This window comes from Arthrobacter sp. TmtSoilC77, from assembly GCF_059739415.1.
On record NZ_AP046050.1, the window covers coordinates 3,254,321 to 3,273,770 of the forward strand.

Genomic DNA, 19,450 nt, shown 5'->3' on the forward strand with positions numbered 1-19,450 from the left:
GACGATCGCCCTAGTGGTGAAAGTCAGGAAGCGGGGTTTCCTGCATTAAGCGCAACTGCGGTTGGGCACCAGCCAGTCCCTTGTCTTGTTTCCAGCATTACTTCCCGAGTTTCACAGACAACACTGTCAACGCCGCTGCGTCCACCTTGTTGCGGAAATCCGGCTCGGATTGCGCCTTCTGGAGTACGGCGTCATACATGGCGGGGATGCTTCCCGGGTCCGCGCAAACCAGCATCGTGCCGCCCGCTGCGAAGAAGTTGGTGGCGCGGTCCGCAGGGGTCCACGGCTTCAGCTGTGCTGCACTACAGACGTCATCCGAGAGGATAATGCCTTTGAAGCCAGCGTCCCCGCGAAGCATCTGCCCCATCACCACGGGCGAGAACGGCGCGATGTTGGCGGGGTCGATTTGGTCGTAGTAGGCATTGGACACCATGACCCATTGCACGCCGTTCGCAATGGCTGTGCGGAACGGTTCCAAGGCAGGATCATTCCGCGTGGTTTCAGTGTCCCTGACGTTCTGGCTGACATCGGTGTTGGGAACTACCCTGCCGAGGCCTGGGAAGTGCTTGACGACGGGCGCAACGCCCGCCTCCTTCATGCCTTGGGCAAAAGCGTTTCCGAGGTTGGACACCTGCCCTGGTACGTATCCGTACTCGCGTTGGAATTGTCCGATGGGTGCATTGGACGGCGCGAACCCAGGGCTCGTCACAGTATCCAGGACCGGAGCCAGATTGACGTTGACGCCAGCGCTACGGAGTTCCTTCCCCCAAACTGTGGCGTCTGCCTTAAGCTTCGCGGGACCAGCTCCGGCTTGCACCAATGCGGCAGGGATGGTGGAGAAACCCGGGCCGGCCAGGACCTGGACGTATCCACCTTCCTGGTCCGTGGCCACGAAGAGAGGGAGCCCACCGGTAGTTTCGGCGGAAACTGTCCCGGTGAGGGAGGCCACGACGGCAGCTGTGGCAGCAGTCCCGGCCTTGCTGCGACCACTCAAGTAGACGTTGCCAGCGTGGTATTTGGTAAGTGCTTCCATGGTGCCCGGCTCCGCACCCGTCGCCTTCGCGGCAATCATGAAGAGTTGCCCGACACGTTGCTCCAGGCTTAGCCCGGCAAGCTGTTGTTGCGCCGTGGACAGTGCTTCACGGGTAGGTGGTGCGGAAGGTGCCTGGGAGACCTTGGGCTCGGTTGAAGCCCCTGAAGTGGACTTGCCCGGAACAGGGGTGGTCGTCGGCGAAGGGGTAGTTACAGGCGGCGGAACCGGTGCAGTTGTTGGGCCAGCGGTTTCATTTCCACTTGAGCAACCAGGCACCATTGTGATCAGGATTCCGGCCGCCGCGGCCCTCACGCCAAGGGATGCAATTGACTGGATCTTGCGCATGGTAAACCGTGAATTCGTTGGGGTTGGGTTTCCCTTACGAGCCTACCCCGGGAAGTCGCAGTGCCCCAGACTGCTTCGACCAGCCGGCTGGGGCACTGCGTTGTCCATGACCTCGGGATCGCAGACCTCGGGATCGCGGACCTTGGCGATCGCAGACCTAGGCGATCGCGGCGGCCGCAGCCTTCGCAGCAGCCGGGAGTGCGTCAACGATCCTGTTCATGGCAGCGTCGTCATGCGCCGCGGACAGGAACCAGGCCTCGAAGACCGACGGCGGCAAGTAGACGCCGGAATCCAGCATCGAGTGGAAGAACGGTGCGTAGCGGTAAGCTTGCTGGCCCTGGGCGTCGTCGTAGTTGTGCACGCCGTGGGTGGAAGTACCGAACGCAACCGAGAACAGGTTGCCTGCACGCTGGATGGAGTGGTCCACGCCTTCGGCATCAAGCGCGGAGGAAAGAGCTGCGGACAGCTCCAGCGAACGGGCGTCCACATAGGCGTAAACGTCAGGCGTCGCATGGGTAAGCGTTGCGACGCCGGCAGCCATGGCCACAGGGTTTCCTGACAGCGTGCCTGCCTGGTACACCGGGCCAACGGGTGCGAGGTAATCCATGACGTCGGCGCGTCCGCCGAGGGCCGCCGTCGGCATTCCGCCGCCTATGACCTTGCCGAAGGTGAGCAGGTCCGGGGCCCATCCTTCCTGACGGCCTGTGAGCCCCCAGTAGCCGGCGTAACCGGTCCTGAAACCGGTGAGGACTTCGTCGAGGATGAGGAGCGCACCGTGGTCCTTGGTGATGCGGGACAGCCCGGCGTTAAAGCCCTCGCCCGGGGTGACGACACCCATGTTTGCGGGGGCAGCTTCGGTAATCACGGCCGCGATGTTGTTGCCGTGCTTGGCGAAGGCAGCTTCGACAGCTGCGAGGTCGTTGTAAGGCAAAACAAGTGTCTCAGCGGCGGTGGCAGCCGTGACGCCGGCCGAACCGGGGAGGGCCAACGTCGCGAGGCCGGAACCTGCGGCTGCCAGCAGGCCGTCCAGGTGACCGTGGTAGCAGCCGGCAAACTTGATGATCAGGTTGCGGCCGGTAAAGCCGCGGGCGAGGCGAACCGCCGTCATCGTGGCCTCGGTGCCCGTGGACACCATGCGCAGGCGTTCGACGGCGGACACGCGCTCCTTCACGATCTGGGCCAGGTTGGCCTCATCCGGGGTGGATGCTCCGAAGGACAGACCGCGGTCCACGGCAGCGTGCACGGCATCGAGCACGGCGGGGTGGGCATGGCCGAGCAGGGCCGGGCCCCACGAGCAGACAAGATCTACGTATTCCTTGCCATCAGCGTCAGTGAGGTAGGCGCCCTTGGCCGAAACCATGAATTTCGGTGTGCCGCCAACGGACCCGAACGCACGCACGGGCGAGTTCACTCCGCCGGGCATGAGGGACCGGGCTCGATCGAAAAGCTGGTCGGACACAGGGGTGTTTGAAGTCATGGTTCCTATTCTTTCAGTCATTCAGAAGCGTCGTTCGGTGATTCAGCATCGCAGCTATGAGGCGTCCGCCAGCAGCTCAGCGACCCGGGGGGCCACTTCAGTGCCGTACAACTCGATGCAACGCATCATGGATCCGTGCGGGAGGGTGCCGTTGCTGTATTTGAGGTCGAAGCGGTCCACGCCGAGGTTGCGCTTGAGCAGGACGATTTTGCGGGCCACCGTCTCGGGAGAACCCACATAGAGAGCGCCCTCCGGGCCGCACATTGCGTCGAATTCCCCGCGGTTTCCCGGACCCCAGCCGCGCTCTGCCCCGATTCTGTTGCGCTGCTCGAGCCAATGCGGAAACAGTTCTTCCCGGGCATCCTGGTCAGTGTCTGCAATGAAGCCGGGCGAGTGCGTTGCGATCTGTCGCATGGAGTGACCGTATTTGGCCATTGCGTCGCGATAAAGATTTACCAACGGAGCGAAACGGCGGGGCTCTCCCCCGATGATCGCGAAGATAATCGGATAGCCATATTCCGCGCACCGCAACACGGATTCAGGTGTACCGCCCACGCCTATCCATGCCGGCAGCAAATGGTGCTGCAAACGCGGGTAGACCTGGAGTCCGTTCACGTTGGGGCGGGTGCGTCCTTCCCAATGAACCGGCTTTTGGGCCCGCACTTTGTCAAACAGCTCAAGCTTTTCTTCGAACAGGACGTCGTAGTCCGCCAGGTCCAGTCCGAACAACGGGAAGGACTCAATGAATGAGCCCCTACCCAACATGACCTCCGCCCGGCCATTGGAGATTGCGTCTACAGTGGCGAAACGTTGGAAGACCCGGATCGGATCATCCGAACTAAGTACCGTCACGGCCGATCCTAGCCGGATCCGGGATGTCACTGCGGCAGCTGCCGCGAGGAAGACCTCGGGAGCAGATACAGCAAAATCGCGGCGGTGATGCTCTCCCACGCCAAAAGCATGGATGCCCAGGGCGTCAGCCAGCTTTGCTTCCTCAAGCAACTCCCGCAGGACCTGGGCGTGCTCCTTGGGATTGCCGTCGGCATCGAGGCCCGCGTCCCCGAAGGTGTTCAGGCCGAGCAGGATTTCGGCGGCGCCCACCGGTGCGGTGGGGTCGGATTCAGCCCTGGATGCAGACGGAAATCCCGGTTCGGAAGGCACTGCGGTCATCAGGACTCCTTCAGCCAGCCTGCCAGTTCGGAGGCCCAGTAGGTCAGGACGGTATCGGCTCCGGCCCTTTTGATGCCCAGCACCGACTCGGTGATGGCGCCCCGCCGATCGATCCAGCCGTTGGCAGCGGCGGCTTCGATCATGGCGTACTCCCCGGAGATTTGGTAGGCCGAGACGGGTACGGGGCTCATGGCCGCAATATCCGCGAGGATGTCGAGGTAACTCATGGCCGGCTTGACCATGACCATGTCGGCGCCTTCTTCAAGGTCCAGTTCAACTTCGAGAATGGCTTCGCGACGGTTGGCTGCATCCATTTGGTAGGTCCGCCGATCACCCTTCAGCTGGGAGTCCACGGCTTCACGGAACGGACCGTAGAAAGCTGAGGCGTACTTGGCGGCATAGGCCAGGACAACGGTGTTCTTGTGGCCCGAATCCTCCAACGCCTGGCGGATGACGGCGATTTGTCCGTCCATCATGCCCGAAGGTCCCAACACATGGGCGCCCGCCTCGGCCTGGGCAACCGCCATCTGGCCGTAGATCTCCAAAGTGGCATCGTTGTCCACGTATCCTTCGGCATCCAGAACGCCGCAGTGTCCGTGGTCAGTGAATTCGTCCAGGCATACATCGCCCATGATCACGAGGTCATCGCCCACCTCGGCCTTGACGTCCCGGATGGCCTTGTTCAGGACACCTTCCGGGTCCAAGGATGCGGTGCCCCGTGCGTCCCGGACCTCTGGTACGCCGAACAGCATCATGCCGCCCACGCCAAGTTCCACGGCTTCCGCAGCCGCGCGCTTGAGAGTGTCTGTGGTGTGCTGGACTACGCCGGGCATTGAACTGATCGGGCTGGGCTCGCTGAGGCCTTCACGGATGAAGGCCGGAAGAATGAGGTCTGCGGGGGCCAGACGTGTTTCTGCCGTGAGCCTGCGCATCGCCGGGGTGGTGCGCAAGCGGCGGGGACGGTGGTTCGGAAAGCTCATCTGGGGTTCCCTTCGTTGACGAATACTGTTTCCAAGGCGGCCGCGATGCCGTCCGGGGTAGGTTCTTTGGCGGTGGCTGCGACGGTGATTCCGAGGTGGGTGGCCTCTTCCGCCGTCGGACGCCCAATGGCTATGAAGCGGCACCCGCCCAAGGGCAGAAGGGTCTCCGCAATACGTCGCGCGGCGCTCGGGGAAGCGGCCACAACGGCGTCGAGCATCCCGGCGTCAATGGCCGCACGAGCTTCCGAGGGAGTCATTTCCTGCGGCTGTCCGGTACGGGAACCGGCAGTGCCGGAAGCAGTAGTGCCGGAGGCAGCACTGCCGGAATGCACGACGACGGCGGGTAGTTCCGCTTCGAGTCGCAGTCCCGTCCGGGCCGGGTAGTCCACCGTGTGATAGGCGGTCACCGACGTTACCTCTGCGCCCTTGGAGGACAATCCGTCCCGCAGGCCGGGGCCCGCGATATCGGCTTGCGGGAGGAGAACCCGTGCAGGTTCCGGTTCCCATAGGGTGACGAGGCCTTCGGCAGATTGAAGGTCCGTGGGTGCCAGTGAGACGGTCAGGCCGATAGCTTCGAGGATCCGCTGTGACGATGGACCGATCGTTGCCACCCGCGTCCGTGATGGCACGAGGTTTGCCGGAAGCGTGCCACGCTCGGCAGCCTTTTCGAGCAGGACGCGCACGGTGGTGATGCTGCTGACCACCATCCAGTCAAAATATCCAGCGGCGAGCTGGTCCAGGGCGGCGTTGAGGGAAGCCTGGTCCTCCGCCCGTTCGAAATCGATAAGGGGAAGCACCAAGGGCTCCGCTCCGAGCGTGTGCAGGAGCGAAGCAAGTGGCCGGGCGCGGTCGGCGCTCCTGGTAATCAGGACCCGCCGACCGGCCAAAGCCGATGTTTGAGTCACATCAGGACGCTGCAAGGTCCGCGATCTCCGCGGCACCGGCAGCGAGCAGGAGCTCCGCAACTTCGATGCCGAGCAACGTCGCCCCTACTTCGGTCAGGCCGTCGGTGGCCTTCTTCTCGCGCACGGTCTTGGTGCCGTCAACGGCGCAGACAACGGCTTCAAGGTGCAGCATGCTGCCCTTCCTGAACGCGTAGGCGCCTACCGGCGCGGCGCAACCAGCTTCGAGCCGGGCCAGGACGGCACGTTCGGCTGTAACGGCAAGCCGGGTGTCGGGGTCGTTTAATGCGGCGAGAGCCTGGGCGAGCACGCCTTGGGAGCCTTCCAACTGCGGGGCGTCCTCCGTACGGCATTCGATGGCTAGCGCGCCTTGGCCCGGGGCAGGCAACATGACATCCGTCTCGAAGAACTCACTCACAGTGTCCAGCCGGTCCATCCGTTCCAGCCCGGCCGCAGCGAGCACTACGGCGTCCAGGTCGCAGGACTTGCCGGGAACAACTTCGTCGGTGACGTTGCCGGGAAGCCCGGGGACGCGTCCCAGGCGTGTGTCCACGTTGCCACGGATATCCAGCACCTCAATGTCAGGCCGGGCCGCCCTTAGCTGTGCAGCACGACGAGGTGAACCCGTACCTACCTTGGCACCACCGGGCAATTCGGCAAGGGTTAGTCCATCCCGTGCACACAGGACATCCCTGACATCCACGCGCTTGGGGGTAGCGGCGATGCTCAGTCCAACTGCAGCCCCCGTGGGCAGATCCTTCAAAGAATGGACAGCGACATCGCAGGTTTCGGCAAGCAAGGCATCCCGCAGGGCCGCCACGAAGACACCCGTGCCACCCATCTGCGACAGCGAGCCGGTCTTGACGTCGCCCTCGGTCTTGATGTGCACCAGCTCCACCGGGAAGCCACCAACAGCCGCCAGCTGATCGGCCGTCTGCTGGGTCTGGGTCAGCGCGAGCTTGCTGGCCCGGGTGCCAATGCGAATGGTCACTTGCGGGCCTCCGTGGAGGAGTAAGCGTCATGGCCAACACCGATAGTGGAACCGACCTCGGCAATAGCCGGCTTTGCTCCCCGGAAGTTTTCGCAGCAATTGGGGCGGCAGACATCGTACCAAGGACCAAGGTCCGTTACGTGGGGGCGATCGGCGATGTTGTTATCCACCGTGCGTTCACAGATCAAGTCAACCAGCCCGGAAACAAAGGCAGCGTGCGTTCCCGGGGTGGGGACGCGGGTGGCTTCCATCTCCAGGTTCCTGCAGGTCTCCAGGGCCTCGGTGTCCAGGTCCCAGGCAACCTCCATATGGTCACTGACAAAGCCAAGGGGAACGATCACGACGCCGCGTACGCCTTCGGGGGCGATTTCTTCGAGGTGATCGTTGATGTCCGGTTCCAGCCAAGGAATGTGCGGCGCGCCGGAGCGTGATTGGTACACGAGGTCCCAGGCCACGTTCGGGGCAACGGCATCCATGATGGCCTGGGCGTTTGCCAGGTGCTGTGCTGCGTAGGCAGATCCCTCTGCGAATTCGCGCGGCTCGTCCTCGGACCGGCCGGCTGCTTCGGCGTCGCGCGTGGGGATGGAGTGGGTAGCAAACAAGACCCGGATTTTTGAATCGGGATCGGATTCACCGGCGGCTGCCAACTTGCCGCGGATCTCTTCCAGCCCGGCGGCGGTCCCCTCAAGGAAGGGCTGGACAACACCGGGGTGGTCGAAGTACTGGCGGATCTTGTCCACCTCGAGCTTGCCGTCCAGTCCTGTTTCGGTCAGGGCGATGCCAATGTCTTCACGGTACTGGCGGCAGCTGGAGTAGCAGGAGTAGATGCTGGTGGTGAGCATCAGGATGCGGCGGTGGCCGGCGTCGTAGGCGTCCTGCAGAACCGGAGCGATGTACGGGTCCCAGTTCCGGTTACCCCACAGGACCGGAAGCTCGATGCCGCGTTTGGCCAACTCGGCTTCGATTGCGGCCTTCAGTTCGCGGTTCTGCTGGTTGATGGGGCTGATGCCCCCAAACGCGCGGTAGTGGTGTGAGACCTCTTCAAGACGCTCATCCGGGATGCCACGGCCCCGGGTGACGTTGCGAAGGAAGGGAATGACATCTTCCTGGCCTTCAGGACCACCAAAGGATGCAAGAAGCACGGCATCGTACTGCTTTGCTTCCTGACGGCCACGCCCGGTGACTTCGTTGGGGGTGGTGGAGACGGCAAGGCCACTCATGCGAGGACCTCTGCAATCTCGGCGGCAGTCACGCGGCGGCCGGTGTAGAACGGAATTTCTTCGCGGACATGGTTGCGGGCGTCGGTTGCGCGCAGGTGGCGCATGAGGTCAACGAGGTCAACGAGTTCAGGTGCCTCCAGGCCCAGGATCCATTCCCAGTCACCCAGCGCGAACGAGGAAACGGTGTTTGAGATGACCTGCGGGAACTCCCGGCCCAGCATTCCATGGTCACGCAGCATCTTTCCGCGTTCTTCCGCGGGAAGCAGGTACCACTCGTAGGAGCGGACGAACGGGTAGACGCACAGCCAGGTGCTGGGCTCAACGCCCCGTGCGTAGGCCGGAACGTGGCTCTTGGCAAACTCGGCTTCCCTGTGGACGCCCATGGCGGACCAGACGATCTCAGTGCCGGCAAAGAGCTTGCTGCGGCGAATGGAACGGACGGCTGACTGGAGGTCTTCCGGCTTGGATCCGTGGAGCCACACCATGATGTCGGCATCCGAGCGCATGGCCGAAACGTCGTAACTGCCCCGCAGGGTCACGCCTTCTTCGGCGAGCTTCCCTTCAAGGGCTTCGAATTCCTGGGCAGCATCGCCGCTGCGCAGGACATCGGCCGAGCGTTTGAAGACGGTCCAGAGCGTAAAGAACTGCTCTTCGGTTCCAGCAGTTTTAGTGACAGATTCGGCAGAAGTGTGGCTCATGGTTCAAGTTTGCCCCGTGCCAGCCACTAAGTCGAAACGGATCACTTCTACAAGGCGTAGAAGTGACATAAATCACGAAATGGGGCGAATATCGCCGATGCCCTGGGCGAGCTGCGAGCGGGTATCCGCCACCACGGCGGCAAGGCCATTACCTGCCAACCAGCCACCAACGACCATTAGGCCATCGGCTGCGGCGCACAGTTCCCGCACCCGGGCTACGCGCTGTTTATGACCGACGGCGGCAAACGGCAAGGCGCCTGCCCAGCGCACCACATCCCAATCAACAATGTCTGCGCGCGTAACGGGCACAGTCAACAACGCGGAAGCATCATCAAGTGCTGCAGCCAGCAACTCTTCATCGTCCATGACAACATCCGGCACTCCCCCATCGGCGTCCTCACGGCGGCCATAGGAAAGGCGCAGGACGTGCGTTCCCGGTCCGGCCTCCTCTGCCAGCCAATCCCATTTGGCAGTGGCGTGCGTCAGTGCCTTCGCCCGGATGCCCGGGGTCTGGGGGGCCACCAGGATTCCGGTGCCGCGGGGCCGTCCATCCAGTTCGGGAAGATCAACAACCAGTGTCACCAAGCTCACCAAGGGTCCGGGCGCGGGGCGCAGGCCGGACAGTTCCGGTAAAGCCCTTTCCAGGAGTCCCACCGCAGCGGGACCGTCCAGCGCTACTACCAGCCGGCCGGCGTCGTACGTGGTTTCTCCGGCGGCGACCCGCCACCCCGTGGCGGTTTTCGTAACGGTGTCAGCGCTCTTTCCACTCAGCATGTCCACGCCCCGGCGGCGCAGGTCGTTAACCAGCGCCGTGACCAGTGTGTTCATGCCGCCCTTCAAACCCGCGACGGCGGAACCCGCCCTGGCGGACCCGGAACCTGGGCCGGGGGCTGCCTTGCGCTGCGCAGCAACAGCCGCAGCCAGGGACCCGTGTTTCTTCAGGCCGGAGCGGAGGCCCGGAGCCACCATATCGACGTCCAAGAGCCCGGGATCGGCGGAGTGCACACCGCCCACCACAGGAGCAACCAGCCGTTCCAGGACCTTCTTCCCCATGCGGGCGCGGACCAGTGAGGACACGCTTGTGACCTCGGATGTTGTGCCAATCGAAGCGGGCAGCCAGCGGTCCAGGGATGCACGCAGGGCGCCGGAGAGGCCAAGCGAGCGCCTGACCTCGGGGTCCCAAGGATTGGCCGGGATACCAAGAATTCCAGTCTTGGGCAGCTCTTGCGGTCCATTCGGTAGCTGCACCCAGGCGCCGCCAGGGTGCGGGGAAACGATCTGGCCCTCCAGCCCGAGTTCGCGCGCCAGATCGGCCACGGCCGTGGACCGCGTAGCAAAGGACTCGGCCCCGCTGTCCAATGACAGGCCGGCCACCACGTGCCTTCCGACGCAACCACCCCAGGCTTCGCTCGCCTCAAGGATCGTCACCGAGGTACCCGCCATGGCCAGTTCCCTCGCAGCCAGAAGGCCGGAAATGCCGCCACCGATCACAACAGCGGTAGGCCCCGGCGATGGTTGCGTTGTGGCTGCTTCCTTCGCCTTGCCATGGACGTGTCCCCCGCGCATGCGTCCTACTCTGCCGGGATCGAGTGGATGAGCTCCACAACCCGCGTCAGGACAGCCGGGTCCGTCTCCGGGGGCACGCCGTGGCCCAGGTTCAGGACGTGGCCTGGAGCGTGCGAGCCCGCGGCTATGACTTCGCGGACATGCGCCTCCAGGACCTCCCACGGAGCCGGGAGGAGGGCGGGATCGATGTTGCCCTGGAGCGGCACCGTGCCACCCAGGCGGCGGTTGGCCTCATCCAGTGGCAACCTGTAGTCCACCCCAACAACGTCCACGCCGACGTCGCGCATGGCGACAAGGAGCTCCGACGTGCCGGTACCGAAATGCACCAGCGGAGCACCCAGCCCGCGCACATGATCCAGGGCCCGCGCTGACGCAGGAGCGACGTACTGGGTGTAATCAGCCAGGCCCAAGGAGCCGGCCCAGGAGTCAAAGAGCTGTCCGGCTGACGCCCCGGCCTCAAGCTGTGCCTGAAGGAACATTCCGGAAGCATCCGCTGCCCAGTTGGCGAGGGCGGTCCAGGTTTCGGGGTCCGCGTGCATCATGGTCCGGGGGCCGAGGTGGTCCCGTGAAGGCTTCCCTTCGACCATGTACGCGGCGAGCGTGAACGGCGCACCGGCGAACCCGATGAGTGGAGTCTTGCCCAGTTCCGCAATAGTCAGGCGGACGGCTTCGCGGATGGGCTCAAGTGCTTCCCAGGTGAGTTTGGGGAGGGCGGCGACATCGGCGGCCGTCCGGACCGGCTTGTCCAGGACCGGGCCCACGCCCGGAACGATGTCCACGCCAACGCCTGCGAGCTTCAGCGGGATAACGATGTCGGAGAAGAAGATGGCTGCATCCACATCGTGGCGGCGAACCGGCTGCAGGGTGATCTCCGCGGCCAGCTCGGGACGCAGGCACGAGTCCAGCATGGCAACGCCCTCGCGGACCTTCAGGTATTCCGGCAGGGAGCGGCCGGCCTGGCGCATGAACCACACCGGCCTGCGCGAGGGCTTGCCGCCCCGGTAGGCGGTGATGAGCGGGGAGTCCGACGTACGGCCGTCCATCAACGGGTGATCCGCGCCAAGTTTGCCGGCAGGTTCGCCTGCAGTGGCGTTGGTGGCCGTACTATTGGATGCTGCCGCGCTAGAAGTCATGCCTTTGATTGTGCCGAAAATCCCGGCCAAAAGATAACGACAGGCTGTCACGTCCCACCCTTCCAACCGGTGGCGTGGCGGGGATCACGTAACCGCGTGTGAATTCCCACTGCGCCGCATTGTTCTACCGGCCTGCGAAAAAGCTATGATTGGGGTGCTGTGGTTCTTTTCTCATTGGTGGCTACACACGCCGACATCGATCTCGAAACCGTTGCTCAGCTGAGCAACGGTTCCTCTGAGCTTGCCTCTTCGGCCCTCTCCGGATCCCCGCTGGTCTCCGGTGCCGTCGTCCTGGCAACCTGCAACCGCTATGAGATCTACGGCGAAACAGCCAACGGAGCGGGCCTCGAAGCTGCCCGATCGGCCCTTGTCTCCCAGATCAGCGAATTGAGCGGCCTCAACGAACAACTCGTGTCCCGCTCTTTCAGCACGCACACGGGACCTGACGTCACCCGGCACCTCTTCGCTGTAAGCGCCGGCCTGGACTCTGCGGTGGTGGGCGAACGCGAAATAGCGGGCCAGGTCCGCCGGGCCCTGATCACCGCGCAGCAGGAAGGCACTGCAAGTTCCGGACTCGTCCGCCTGTTCCAGGCTGCATCCAAGACCGCAAAAGACGTTGGCGCCCAGACGGCCCTCGGCTCCCGCGGCCTTTCCATCGTCTCTGTAGCCCTGGATCTGGCAACGGACCTCTCTGACAGTGACGATTGGTCTGCCAAGAAGGTAGTTGTCTTCGGAACGGGCGCCTATGCCGGGGCCACCATGTCCCTGCTCCGCGAACGCGGATGCACCGATGTTTCCGTCTACTCCTCCTCCGGCCGCGCCGAGGGTTTCGTCGCTACCCGCGGTGGGACAGCGCTCGACGCCGACAGCCTTCCGGCGGCGGTTGCCGCAGCCGACGTCATGATCGGGTGCAGCGGTTCGGACACGCGCGTTGAAGCCGATGATCTTGCGCGGGTCAGGGCAAATTCAGGTAAGCCACTAATCGCGATCGATCTTGCGCTCACCCACGACTTCGACCCCGCAGTAGGCGAGCTCGACGGCGTCGAGCTCCTCACGCTTGAATCCGTACGTCTCGCTGCACCCCAGGAACAGGCAGAATCCCTGTCCCATGCCAGCGAGATCGTCAATGGGGCTGCGTCCGCCTTCGAAGCGGAACGCGAATCCCGCTCCGTCGACTCCGCGATCGTAGCCCTGCGCCGCCACACCATGAACGTACTGGATGCGGAGATGGAAAAAGTCCGCGCCCGCCACGGATGCACCGCTGCCGCCGAAGAGGTGGAATTTGCGCTCCGCCGGATGGTCAAGCAACTCCTCCACATTCCAACAGTGCGCGCCCGCGAACTTGCAGCCAACGGGCAGCAGGACGACTACGTGGCCGCACTGGAAGCCCTGTACGGCATCCAGGTGGAGCAGCCCCAGGCTCCCGCTGCTGCAGAATGCCCCGTGGACCACGAGCAACTCCGCTCCGAAAGCGCCTAGCCAACCGGAATCAGCTGAAGGCGTTCACGCCCGTCAGCTCGGCCGATAGTTCCCACAACTTCCGGGCATCTGCCCTGTCAATCGCGTGCGCATCGACTCCCCTGTACCTTGCCAGGGGCGAATCCTTGTCCGTGGGTTCGGCAATGTCACAGTCCTCGCAGTAGACACCACCCATACCGGCCAAAGCCGGAGACGTTGCAGCCCAGACAGACGTCGCGGAGCCTTGCTCCGGCGTCTTGAAACCCTCACGGAGGTTTCCTTCCGCGTCCATCCATCCCGCAGCCACCATTTCTTCCTGAGGCAGGTGGCGTTGAAGTTCGGTCATGATTCCGCCGGGGTGGACCGCGAAAGCACGGACGCCCGATTCCCGGCCCAGGCGGTCCAGCTCCACGGCGAAGAGCGAATTCGCGGTTTTGGCCTGCCCATAGGCGCGCCATTTGTCATAGCCGGACGTGAAATTGATGTCGTCAAAGCGGATGGGTGAGAGCTTGTGGCCGGTGGAGGAAAGGGACACAACCCTCGCGTTCCCGGAGGCGGCCAGCGCAGGCCACAACAGGTTGACCAGCGTGTAATGCCCCAAGTGGTTCGTGGCGAACTGAGCCTCCCAGCCCGGCCCAACGCGATGCTCCGGGCTTGCCATGATCGCCGCGTTGTTGATCAGGATGTCCAGGGTGTCGTGCTGTTCCAGGTAGCGCGCTGAGAACGCCTTGACGGCCGCCTGGTCGGCGAGGTCCACGACGTCCGCTTCCACGGTGTCCGCCAAACCTGCCTCTGCCAGCACTTTCCGTGCGTGTTCGAGCCTGCGCGCCGGAACGGTAACCGCCGCCCCGGCCGAGGCCAAAGCCCGCACTGTCTCCAGTCCAAGCCCGGAGTAACCACCGGTGACAATTGCCGTCTTACCCGTCAGGTCAAGGCCTTCTACCACTTCCATGGCGGTTGAGCCGTGCCCAAAACCGGAGCCGATGGGGCGTTGGGGCGTTGCTGTGGATTCTTCGCTCATGCTTGAGCTTTGCACAGATCAGGACCGATGCAGGCAACGACTAGTAGACAGGCTTTTCGGGCTCGACGTCGCGGACCCAGGCGAGGATACCGCCGTCGAGATGGCTGACGCGCTTGTAGCCTGCCTTCTGCGCGGCCTCCAGGACCGCAGCAGAGCGCGTCCCGGCCTTGCAGTGGAACACGATGTCCTTGTCCTGCGGCAAGTCGACCCAGGCCTCGCCTGAAAGAATCCTGCCCTGCGGGATAAGGACCGATCCATCGATGTTCACGATGCTGTGCTCGCCGGACTCGCGGACATCCACCAGTTCAAAGTCGCGTTCACCCGCCTCCCGCTCGGCCAACATCCGCGCGAGGTCCTTGGCAGTGACCGTGTGCTCCTGGTCAGTGGCCGCAGCCGGAGTCACCCCACAGAATGCCTCATAATCCACGAGTTCAGTGATGGGCTCCGCTTCAGGATCCTTGGAGACCTTGATTTCGCGCCAGCTGCCGCCAAGCGCATCGAACAGCGCCACCCGGCCAAGCAAGGAACGGCCGACGCCGGTAATCAGCTTGACTGCCTCAGTCACCATGAGGGATCCAACGGCAGCACACAACATACCGAAGACTCCGCCCTCACCGCATGAAGGCACTGAGCCGGCAGGCGGGGCTTCAGGGTAGAGGTCGCGATAGGTGGGGCCGTGCTCGGCCCAGAAGACGCTGGCTTGCCCGTCGAAGCGGAAGATGGAGCCCCAGACGTACGGCTTGCCGAGAATCGCGGCGGCGTCGTTGACCAGGTAACGGGTGGCAAAGTTGTCCGCACCGTCCAGGATGAGATCGTAATCCGCGAACAGCTCCAGGGCATTCGAGGAGTCAAGGCGGACGTTGTGGAGGACAACATCCACCAAAGGGTTCAGCTCCGCAATGGCCTTCCGCGCAGATTCGATTTTGGGCGTGCCCACATCGCTGACGCCGTGGATGACCTGCCGCTGCAAATTGCTGAGGTCTACGTCGTCATCGTCGACGATTCCCAGGGTTCCAACGCCCGCCGCGGCGAGGTACAGCAATGCCGGAGATCCCAGCCCGCCGGCACCTATGACAAGAACTTTCGCATTCTTAAGCCTGCGTTGGCCCAGAGCGCCGATTTCCGGAATGATGAGATGCCGGGAGTACCGTTCCACCTCGGCCGACGTTAGTTCGGCGGCCGGTTCAACGAGGGGCGGCAGGACGGCGGGCGCGGGGCGGGCAGCAAGAATTGAGGCCATACCCCAATGTATGCCTGCCGATGCCGCCCGGTCATATTACCCACCGGTACAGTGGTCATAACTGCAAAGGAAAGGCGGCAGACTGTGGCTGACGGCACACGGGCAAACGATGGAGCACCAGCGAAGCAAGAACGGACTGGTTCGACGCGTTCAGCAAGGTTGCCCCGGGACGAGCGCCGCGCGCAGTTGCTGAACGCCGCCTTGGAAGTTTTCGTATCCAACGGCTTCCACGGTGCGGCCATGGACGAAATTGCCGAGACAGCACATGTGAGCAAGCCGGTCCTGTATCAGCACTTCCCTTCCAAGCGCGAGCTGTACATGGCGCTGCTGGACAGCCACCTGGCCGCCCTGACCGATTTGATGCTCAACGCCCTGAACTCCACCACGGATAACAAAGAGCGCGTGAAGGCAGTCATGCGGGCCTACTACAGGTTCATCGCCGACGACGACCAAGCCCACCGCCTGGTTTTCGAGTCTGACCTCATCAATGACCCCGATGTCAGCTCGCGCTTGGAGACGTTCAACAAAACGTTCGCCGACGCCGTGGCCCACGTCATCGCCGAGGACACCAAGTTGCCCCCTCTGGAGGCGCAGCTCCTTGGCCGCGGACTGGCAGGAATGGCGCAGGTCAGCGCCCGCTACTGGCTCGAAACCGATGGAAATCTCGACCTCGATGTAGCCAGTGATCTGATCTATCGTTTAGCTTGGCGCGGAATCAGTCGATTCCCCAAAGAGTCCTAAGCTACAAATAGAGGACTGACTTAAAACTTGATTGGCTTGGAGGCCTTGCTGTGGAAGTAAAGATCGGCATTCAGAATGTTGGCCGTGAAATTGTGCTCGAATCCGCACTCGATGCTGATGCTGTCGCCAAGATTGTCGGAGAGGCCATCTCCAAGGGATCGGATCTGCGGCTCACGGATGAGAAGGGCCGCCAAATCATCGTTCCCGGCAATGTGCTGGGCTACGTTGAAATTGGTGCCGAGGAAGTGCGCCGCGTCGGTTTCGGCGCACTCTAGCGGTTCCCGGTTACAGCTGCCGCTAAGGAGTCTCCATGCTTTCACTCGTTGTGGTGGTTCTTGCCACGATCGCTACAGGATTCATCGTGTGGGCAAATGACAAGCGACACGGCAAGTACGGGATCGCATTGCCGGCGGGCGTTTCGGCAACCGTCGGCGTGCTCAGCTGGATAGCTTTCATCATGGCCGGCTTTGGTTACCAGCCCGGGCTGACCTGGATCCCCTGGGTCCTCCCCATCGTGTTGGGGACGGTCATCGCGATTGCCGTTGTGGTCTTTCTGGGCCGCAAGCGCACCCAGCATGACACCGCCGCCCTCACCAAAGCCCTGAGGCTCTAGGCACTGTTCACTCAATAAACGTCGCTGGCCATCACCCATGGGTGATGGCCAGCGAAGTTTAACGTTCTATCCCGTTCAAGCCCCTGGGTAGCGATCCGGCTGCTGGGTAGCGATCCGGCTGCGCCTTGGCACCGGACGCCGCTGCCGCCTCGCTCACGGCGGTCGCAGCGGCGATGTCGCGCTGGGTCACCTGGCCGCCGGCGTCATGGGAAACGTAACGCAGGAACACCTTGTTGTAACGCCAGTCAAGATCCGGATGGTGGTTCTGTTCCTCGGCGATCCGGCCAATGGCGGCGATGAGCGCCAAGGCGTTGGCCGCCGTCGAGGTTTTGAACACCGTCACGAGGCCGTCCTGGAGCTTCCAGTCCGGGAGGTCCTTGAGGGCGGCCTCCATGGCGACCTGGGTCAATTGCTCTTTCCTGTCAGCCACCACGGCTCCTTCATTCAGAGGAACTCTGCCCGGCCTTCCATGGCCGATGACGCGAGGGCGTGCTCCCGGCGCGGAATACGGCCAGCCTGCTTGGCCAGCCTACCGGCGATCACCGCGTGTTTGAAGGCTTCGCCCATCTGTACCGGATTCTGCGCACGGGTCACGGCTGTTGCCAGCAGGACGGCATCGCAGCCCAGCTCCATCGCAAGCGCGGCATCGGAGGCGGTCCCGATGCCGGCGTCGAGCACTACCGGTACGGAGGCCCGGGACACGATCAGTTCGATGTTGTGCGGGTTCAGGATGCCCAGCCCCGTTCCAATAGGCGAACCGAGGGGCATGACAGCTGTGGCGCCCAGGTTTTCCAGGCGCAGCGCCAGAACGGGATCGTCATTGGTGTAAGCGAAAACCTTGAAGCCGCGGTTCACCAGCTGTTCCGTGGCCTCAACGAGTTCCACCGCGTCCGGAAGAAGCGTGTGTTCATCGGCAATGACTTCCAACTTCACCCAGTCCGTCTCCAGGGCCTCCCGGGCGAGCTCCGCGGTCATCACGGCGTCCTTGGCAGTAAAACAGCCAGCCGTGTTCGGCAGGACCCGGATGTTGTGGTCCACCAGGAGCTGGAACAATGAACCTGTCTCGGCCGGTGAGTATCGGCGCATCGCAACAGTGGTCAGTTCCGTTCCTGAAGCCAGGAGGGCTGCTCCCAACCCGTCCAGGCTCGGCGCACCACCGGTACCCATGATCAGGCGGGAGCCGAATTCGACGCCGTCGATCACCAAAGCGTCAGTGCGGACGTCAGTTTTTGCTGCGGTCATTTTTCAGCCTCCCTGGACTGCGGTTACGAGTTCGAGTTCGTCTCCATCGGCGAGCGCAGTCGCTGCCCATTGGCTGCGCGGCACAACCTCGGAATTACGTGCGACGGCGACACCCAGCTTGCCGCCGTCGGCTGCCTGTCCCCGGTGGTCCAGCGCGCGGCCTGTGATGGCACTGACGAGTGTGCTCACGGACGCGTCGTCCGCCACGGCGTGTTCGGAGCCGTTGAGTTTGATGTTCATGGTGTGTCCTTGATTGCTGGTTGGAGGAGGTGATCCTGAGTTGCCGTAAATCGATCAGGCCGGAAAATGGACCATCGGGGGTCGGCTGGGCCGCTGATCAGCCCGCCTACGATTTTGGCGGCCACAGGCGTCAAGAGAACGCCGTGGCGGAAGAACCCGGTGGCGATCACGAGACCGTCGATGGTGCCCCCGGACCCGGTAACGCGTCCCAGTAATGGTGCGTTGTCCGGTGTGCCTGGCCGTGCACGGGCTGTCGCTTCCAACAGTTCCAGCTCCGCCACGGCAGGAACCAACACTTGGGCGTCACGCAGGAGTTGATAGACGCCCCCGGCGGACACTGCGTTGCTGGACGCAGACAACCCGTCCTCCCGCTGGGTGGCTCCAATCACCACCGTTCCGTCGTTGCGGGGGACGATGTAGACCGGCACCCCGCGGACCATGCCCCGGATGGTGGATGTGAGCAGCGGCTGGAGGTGTTGGGGAACGCGCAGCCTGAGAATGTCGCCGTAAACGGGCCGCAGGGGCAGGTTGAGACCCTCGGGGAGACCGCCGATCCTGGCTGCATCCAGCCCGCAGGCGAGCACAGTCTCTGAGGCCCAAACAACGCGCCCGGCGCCCGGACCGAGCTGGACCCCGCAGACTCGGCCGCCATCCCAGAGCAGGCGGGACGCTTGGAACGGCAGGGCGAAACCGTCCTCCGCTCCGGAAACCCAGGTTGCGTCACTTGGTCCGTGGGCTGATAACCCGTCCAGGAGGCATCGTGCAAGGCGCCGCGGATCCACTTGGTGATCGGCCGGTATGTCGAAGGCACAGGAAATCCCGGGGCTGAGCAGAGGCTCACGCTCGCGCGCTTCACGCAAAGACAGTGGCTCCACGTGCAGCCCCGCGGCCTGCTGGACTGTGCGGAGGTCTGCCAGCGCACGGCGGTCGGCGGCGTCCGCACCAACGGCGATGGTCGACGTCGTGCGGTATCCGGCGGCTGATTCGCTGCCGTGGACGCTCCGGATGAAAGCCGGCCACAGTTGGGAGGATTCCAGCATGAGTTCCAGGAGGTCTTCCTCCTGGTAGTGGAGTTCACTGACCGGAGCCAGCATTCCGGCGGCAGCGAACGTCGCACCCGCTGCGGGAGTGGGATCAATGAGGACCACAGAGCGGCCCTGGCGGCGGACTTCGTGGGCGATGCCAAGGCCGATGACGCCGCCACCAATGACTGCCACGTCTGCCTGCAAGGGGATTTGGCGGGATTCTGCCATATGTTTCCTTCCCTACGCCGGTATTAGCCGGATCAGGTCAAGCGGTCGGCGCTGAAGCCCTCTCAGCCGGACGGTCATATGACGCTGTCACGGCTCCCGCAGTACGTGCCCAGTTTAGAGGAACTAC

20 protein-coding genes and 1 riboswitch are annotated in these 19,450 nt (G+C 63.5%); of the genes, 4 read left to right on the forward strand and 16 right to left on the reverse strand.

Translation table 11 applies throughout. The features are described 5' to 3' along the window. Nucleotides 1-97: 97 nt before the first annotated feature. The 10 genes from AC6I99_RS14935 to hemE all read right to left on the reverse strand — a co-directional run bounded on the left by AC6I99_RS14935 (nucleotide 98) and on the right by hemE (nucleotide 11,515). Entirely contained in the window at nucleotides 98-1,378 is a 1,281-nt protein-coding gene (locus AC6I99_RS14935; RefSeq protein ID WP_497961201.1) for a glycoside hydrolase family 3 N-terminal domain-containing protein, read from the reverse strand. Nucleotides 1,379-1,535: 157 nt separating this feature from the next. Continuing rightward, nucleotides 1,536-2,855 (reverse strand): glutamate-1-semialdehyde 2,1-aminomutase, encoded by a 1,320-nt coding sequence (gene hemL / locus AC6I99_RS14940; RefSeq protein ID WP_497944766.1) that lies wholly within the window; start codon nucleotides 2,853-2,855, stop codon nucleotides 1,536-1,538. 54 nt (nucleotides 2,856-2,909) lie between these two features. Next, complete coding sequence (locus AC6I99_RS14945) at nucleotides 2,910-4,025, reverse strand: LLM class flavin-dependent oxidoreductase (protein ID WP_497961202.1); 1,116 nt, start codon at nucleotides 4,023-4,025, stop codon at nucleotides 2,910-2,912. Beyond that, nucleotides 4,025-5,005 (reverse strand): porphobilinogen synthase, encoded by a 981-nt coding sequence (gene hemB, locus AC6I99_RS14950; RefSeq protein WP_224088163.1) that lies wholly within the window; start codon nucleotides 5,003-5,005, stop codon nucleotides 4,025-4,027. Before hemB ends, AC6I99_RS14945 begins: the two co-directional genes overlap by 1 nt. Continuing rightward, complete coding sequence (locus AC6I99_RS14955; RefSeq protein WP_497961203.1) at nucleotides 5,002-5,910, reverse strand: uroporphyrinogen-III synthase; 909 nt, start codon at nucleotides 5,908-5,910, stop codon at nucleotides 5,002-5,004. Before AC6I99_RS14955 ends, hemB begins: the two co-directional genes overlap by 4 nt. 1 nt (nucleotide 5,911) lies before the next feature. Continuing rightward, nucleotides 5,912-6,898 carry a hydroxymethylbilane synthase gene (gene hemC / locus AC6I99_RS14960; protein WP_497961204.1) on the reverse strand — a complete coding sequence of 329 codons (987 nt, stop codon included), beginning with the start codon at nucleotides 6,896-6,898 and terminating at the stop codon, nucleotides 5,912-5,914. Continuing rightward, complete coding sequence (locus AC6I99_RS14965; RefSeq protein WP_497961205.1) at nucleotides 6,895-8,118, reverse strand: ferrochelatase; 1,224 nt, start codon at nucleotides 8,116-8,118, stop codon at nucleotides 6,895-6,897. Before AC6I99_RS14965 ends, hemC begins: the two co-directional genes overlap by 4 nt. Beyond that, nucleotides 8,115-8,816: a hydrogen peroxide-dependent heme synthase gene (gene hemQ, locus AC6I99_RS14970; protein WP_216924089.1), complete on the reverse strand. Its 702-nt coding sequence runs from the start codon at nucleotides 8,814-8,816 to the stop codon at nucleotides 8,115-8,117. Before hemQ ends, AC6I99_RS14965 begins: the two co-directional genes overlap by 4 nt. A 72-nt stretch (nucleotides 8,817-8,888) precedes the next feature. After that, nucleotides 8,889-10,382 (reverse strand): protoporphyrinogen oxidase, encoded by a 1,494-nt coding sequence (gene hemG, locus AC6I99_RS14975; protein WP_497961206.1) that lies wholly within the window; start codon nucleotides 10,380-10,382, stop codon nucleotides 8,889-8,891. A 5-nt stretch (nucleotides 10,383-10,387) separates the two neighbouring features. Further along, nucleotides 10,388-11,515 carry a uroporphyrinogen decarboxylase gene (gene hemE / locus AC6I99_RS14980; protein WP_497961207.1) on the reverse strand — a complete coding sequence of 376 codons (1,128 nt, stop codon included), beginning with the start codon at nucleotides 11,513-11,515 and terminating at the stop codon, nucleotides 10,388-10,390. Between the two features lie 159 nt (nucleotides 11,516-11,674). Here hemE and AC6I99_RS14985 point away from each other — a divergent pair, with 159 nt between their 5' ends. Further along, nucleotides 11,675-12,994 (forward strand): glutamyl-tRNA reductase, encoded by a 1,320-nt coding sequence (locus AC6I99_RS14985; protein ID WP_224088172.1) that lies wholly within the window; start codon nucleotides 11,675-11,677, stop codon nucleotides 12,992-12,994. A 10-nt stretch (nucleotides 12,995-13,004) separates the two neighbouring features. On the opposite strand, the gene AC6I99_RS14990 is transcribed toward AC6I99_RS14985, so the two are convergent. Both AC6I99_RS14990 and moeB read right to left on the reverse strand, forming a co-directional pair. Then, a complete protein-coding gene (locus tag AC6I99_RS14990; protein ID WP_497961208.1) occupies nucleotides 13,005-13,994 on the reverse strand; it encodes an SDR family NAD(P)-dependent oxidoreductase in 990 nt (329 codons plus the stop codon). Between the two features lie 40 nt (nucleotides 13,995-14,034). Next, a complete protein-coding gene (gene moeB, locus AC6I99_RS14995; protein WP_497961209.1) occupies nucleotides 14,035-15,234 on the reverse strand; it encodes a molybdopterin-synthase adenylyltransferase MoeB in 1,200 nt (399 codons plus the stop codon). Nucleotides 15,235-15,240: 6 nt separating this feature from the next. On the opposite strand from moeB, the gene AC6I99_RS15000 reads away from it, so the two are divergent. Genes AC6I99_RS15000 through AC6I99_RS15010 form a run of 3 tightly spaced genes read left to right on the forward strand, consistent with a single transcriptional unit; the run spans nucleotide 15,241 to nucleotide 16,588 of the window. Further along, entirely contained in the window at nucleotides 15,241-15,975 is a 735-nt protein-coding gene (locus AC6I99_RS15000) for a TetR/AcrR family transcriptional regulator (protein WP_223946458.1), read from the forward strand. 50 nt (nucleotides 15,976-16,025) lie between these two features. Further along, nucleotides 16,026-16,250, forward strand: coding sequence for a DUF3107 domain-containing protein (locus AC6I99_RS15005; protein WP_224088175.1), 225 nt, complete (start codon nucleotides 16,026-16,028; stop codon nucleotides 16,248-16,250). A 35-nt stretch (nucleotides 16,251-16,285) separates the two neighbouring features. Then, nucleotides 16,286-16,588 (forward strand): hypothetical protein, encoded by a 303-nt coding sequence (locus AC6I99_RS15010; protein ID WP_224088176.1) that lies wholly within the window; start codon nucleotides 16,286-16,288, stop codon nucleotides 16,586-16,588. A 58-nt stretch (nucleotides 16,589-16,646) separates the two neighbouring features. Here AC6I99_RS15010 and AC6I99_RS15015 read toward each other — a convergent pair whose 3' ends face one another. The 4 genes from AC6I99_RS15015 to thiO form a co-directional block, all read right to left on the reverse strand. After that, nucleotides 16,647-17,018, reverse strand: coding sequence for a 4a-hydroxytetrahydrobiopterin dehydratase (locus tag AC6I99_RS15015; RefSeq protein ID WP_497961210.1), 372 nt, complete (start codon nucleotides 17,016-17,018; stop codon nucleotides 16,647-16,649). Between the two features lie 14 nt (nucleotides 17,019-17,032). Continuing rightward, nucleotides 17,033-17,830, reverse strand: a complete 798-nt coding sequence (locus tag AC6I99_RS15020; protein WP_497961211.1) for a thiazole synthase — start codon at nucleotides 17,828-17,830, stop codon at nucleotides 17,033-17,035. Between the two features lie 3 nt (nucleotides 17,831-17,833). Further along, nucleotides 17,834-18,070, reverse strand: a complete 237-nt coding sequence (gene thiS / locus AC6I99_RS15025; protein WP_224088178.1) for a sulfur carrier protein ThiS — start codon at nucleotides 18,068-18,070, stop codon at nucleotides 17,834-17,836. After that, complete coding sequence (gene thiO / locus AC6I99_RS15030) at nucleotides 18,067-19,323, reverse strand: glycine oxidase ThiO (protein ID WP_497961212.1); 1,257 nt, start codon at nucleotides 19,321-19,323, stop codon at nucleotides 18,067-18,069. Before thiO ends, thiS begins: the two co-directional genes overlap by 4 nt. Further along, a riboswitch (TPP riboswitch) is annotated at nucleotides 19,316-19,433 on the reverse strand. (Overlaps the previous gene by 8 nt.) Between the last annotated feature and the right edge of the window lie 17 nt (nucleotides 19,434-19,450).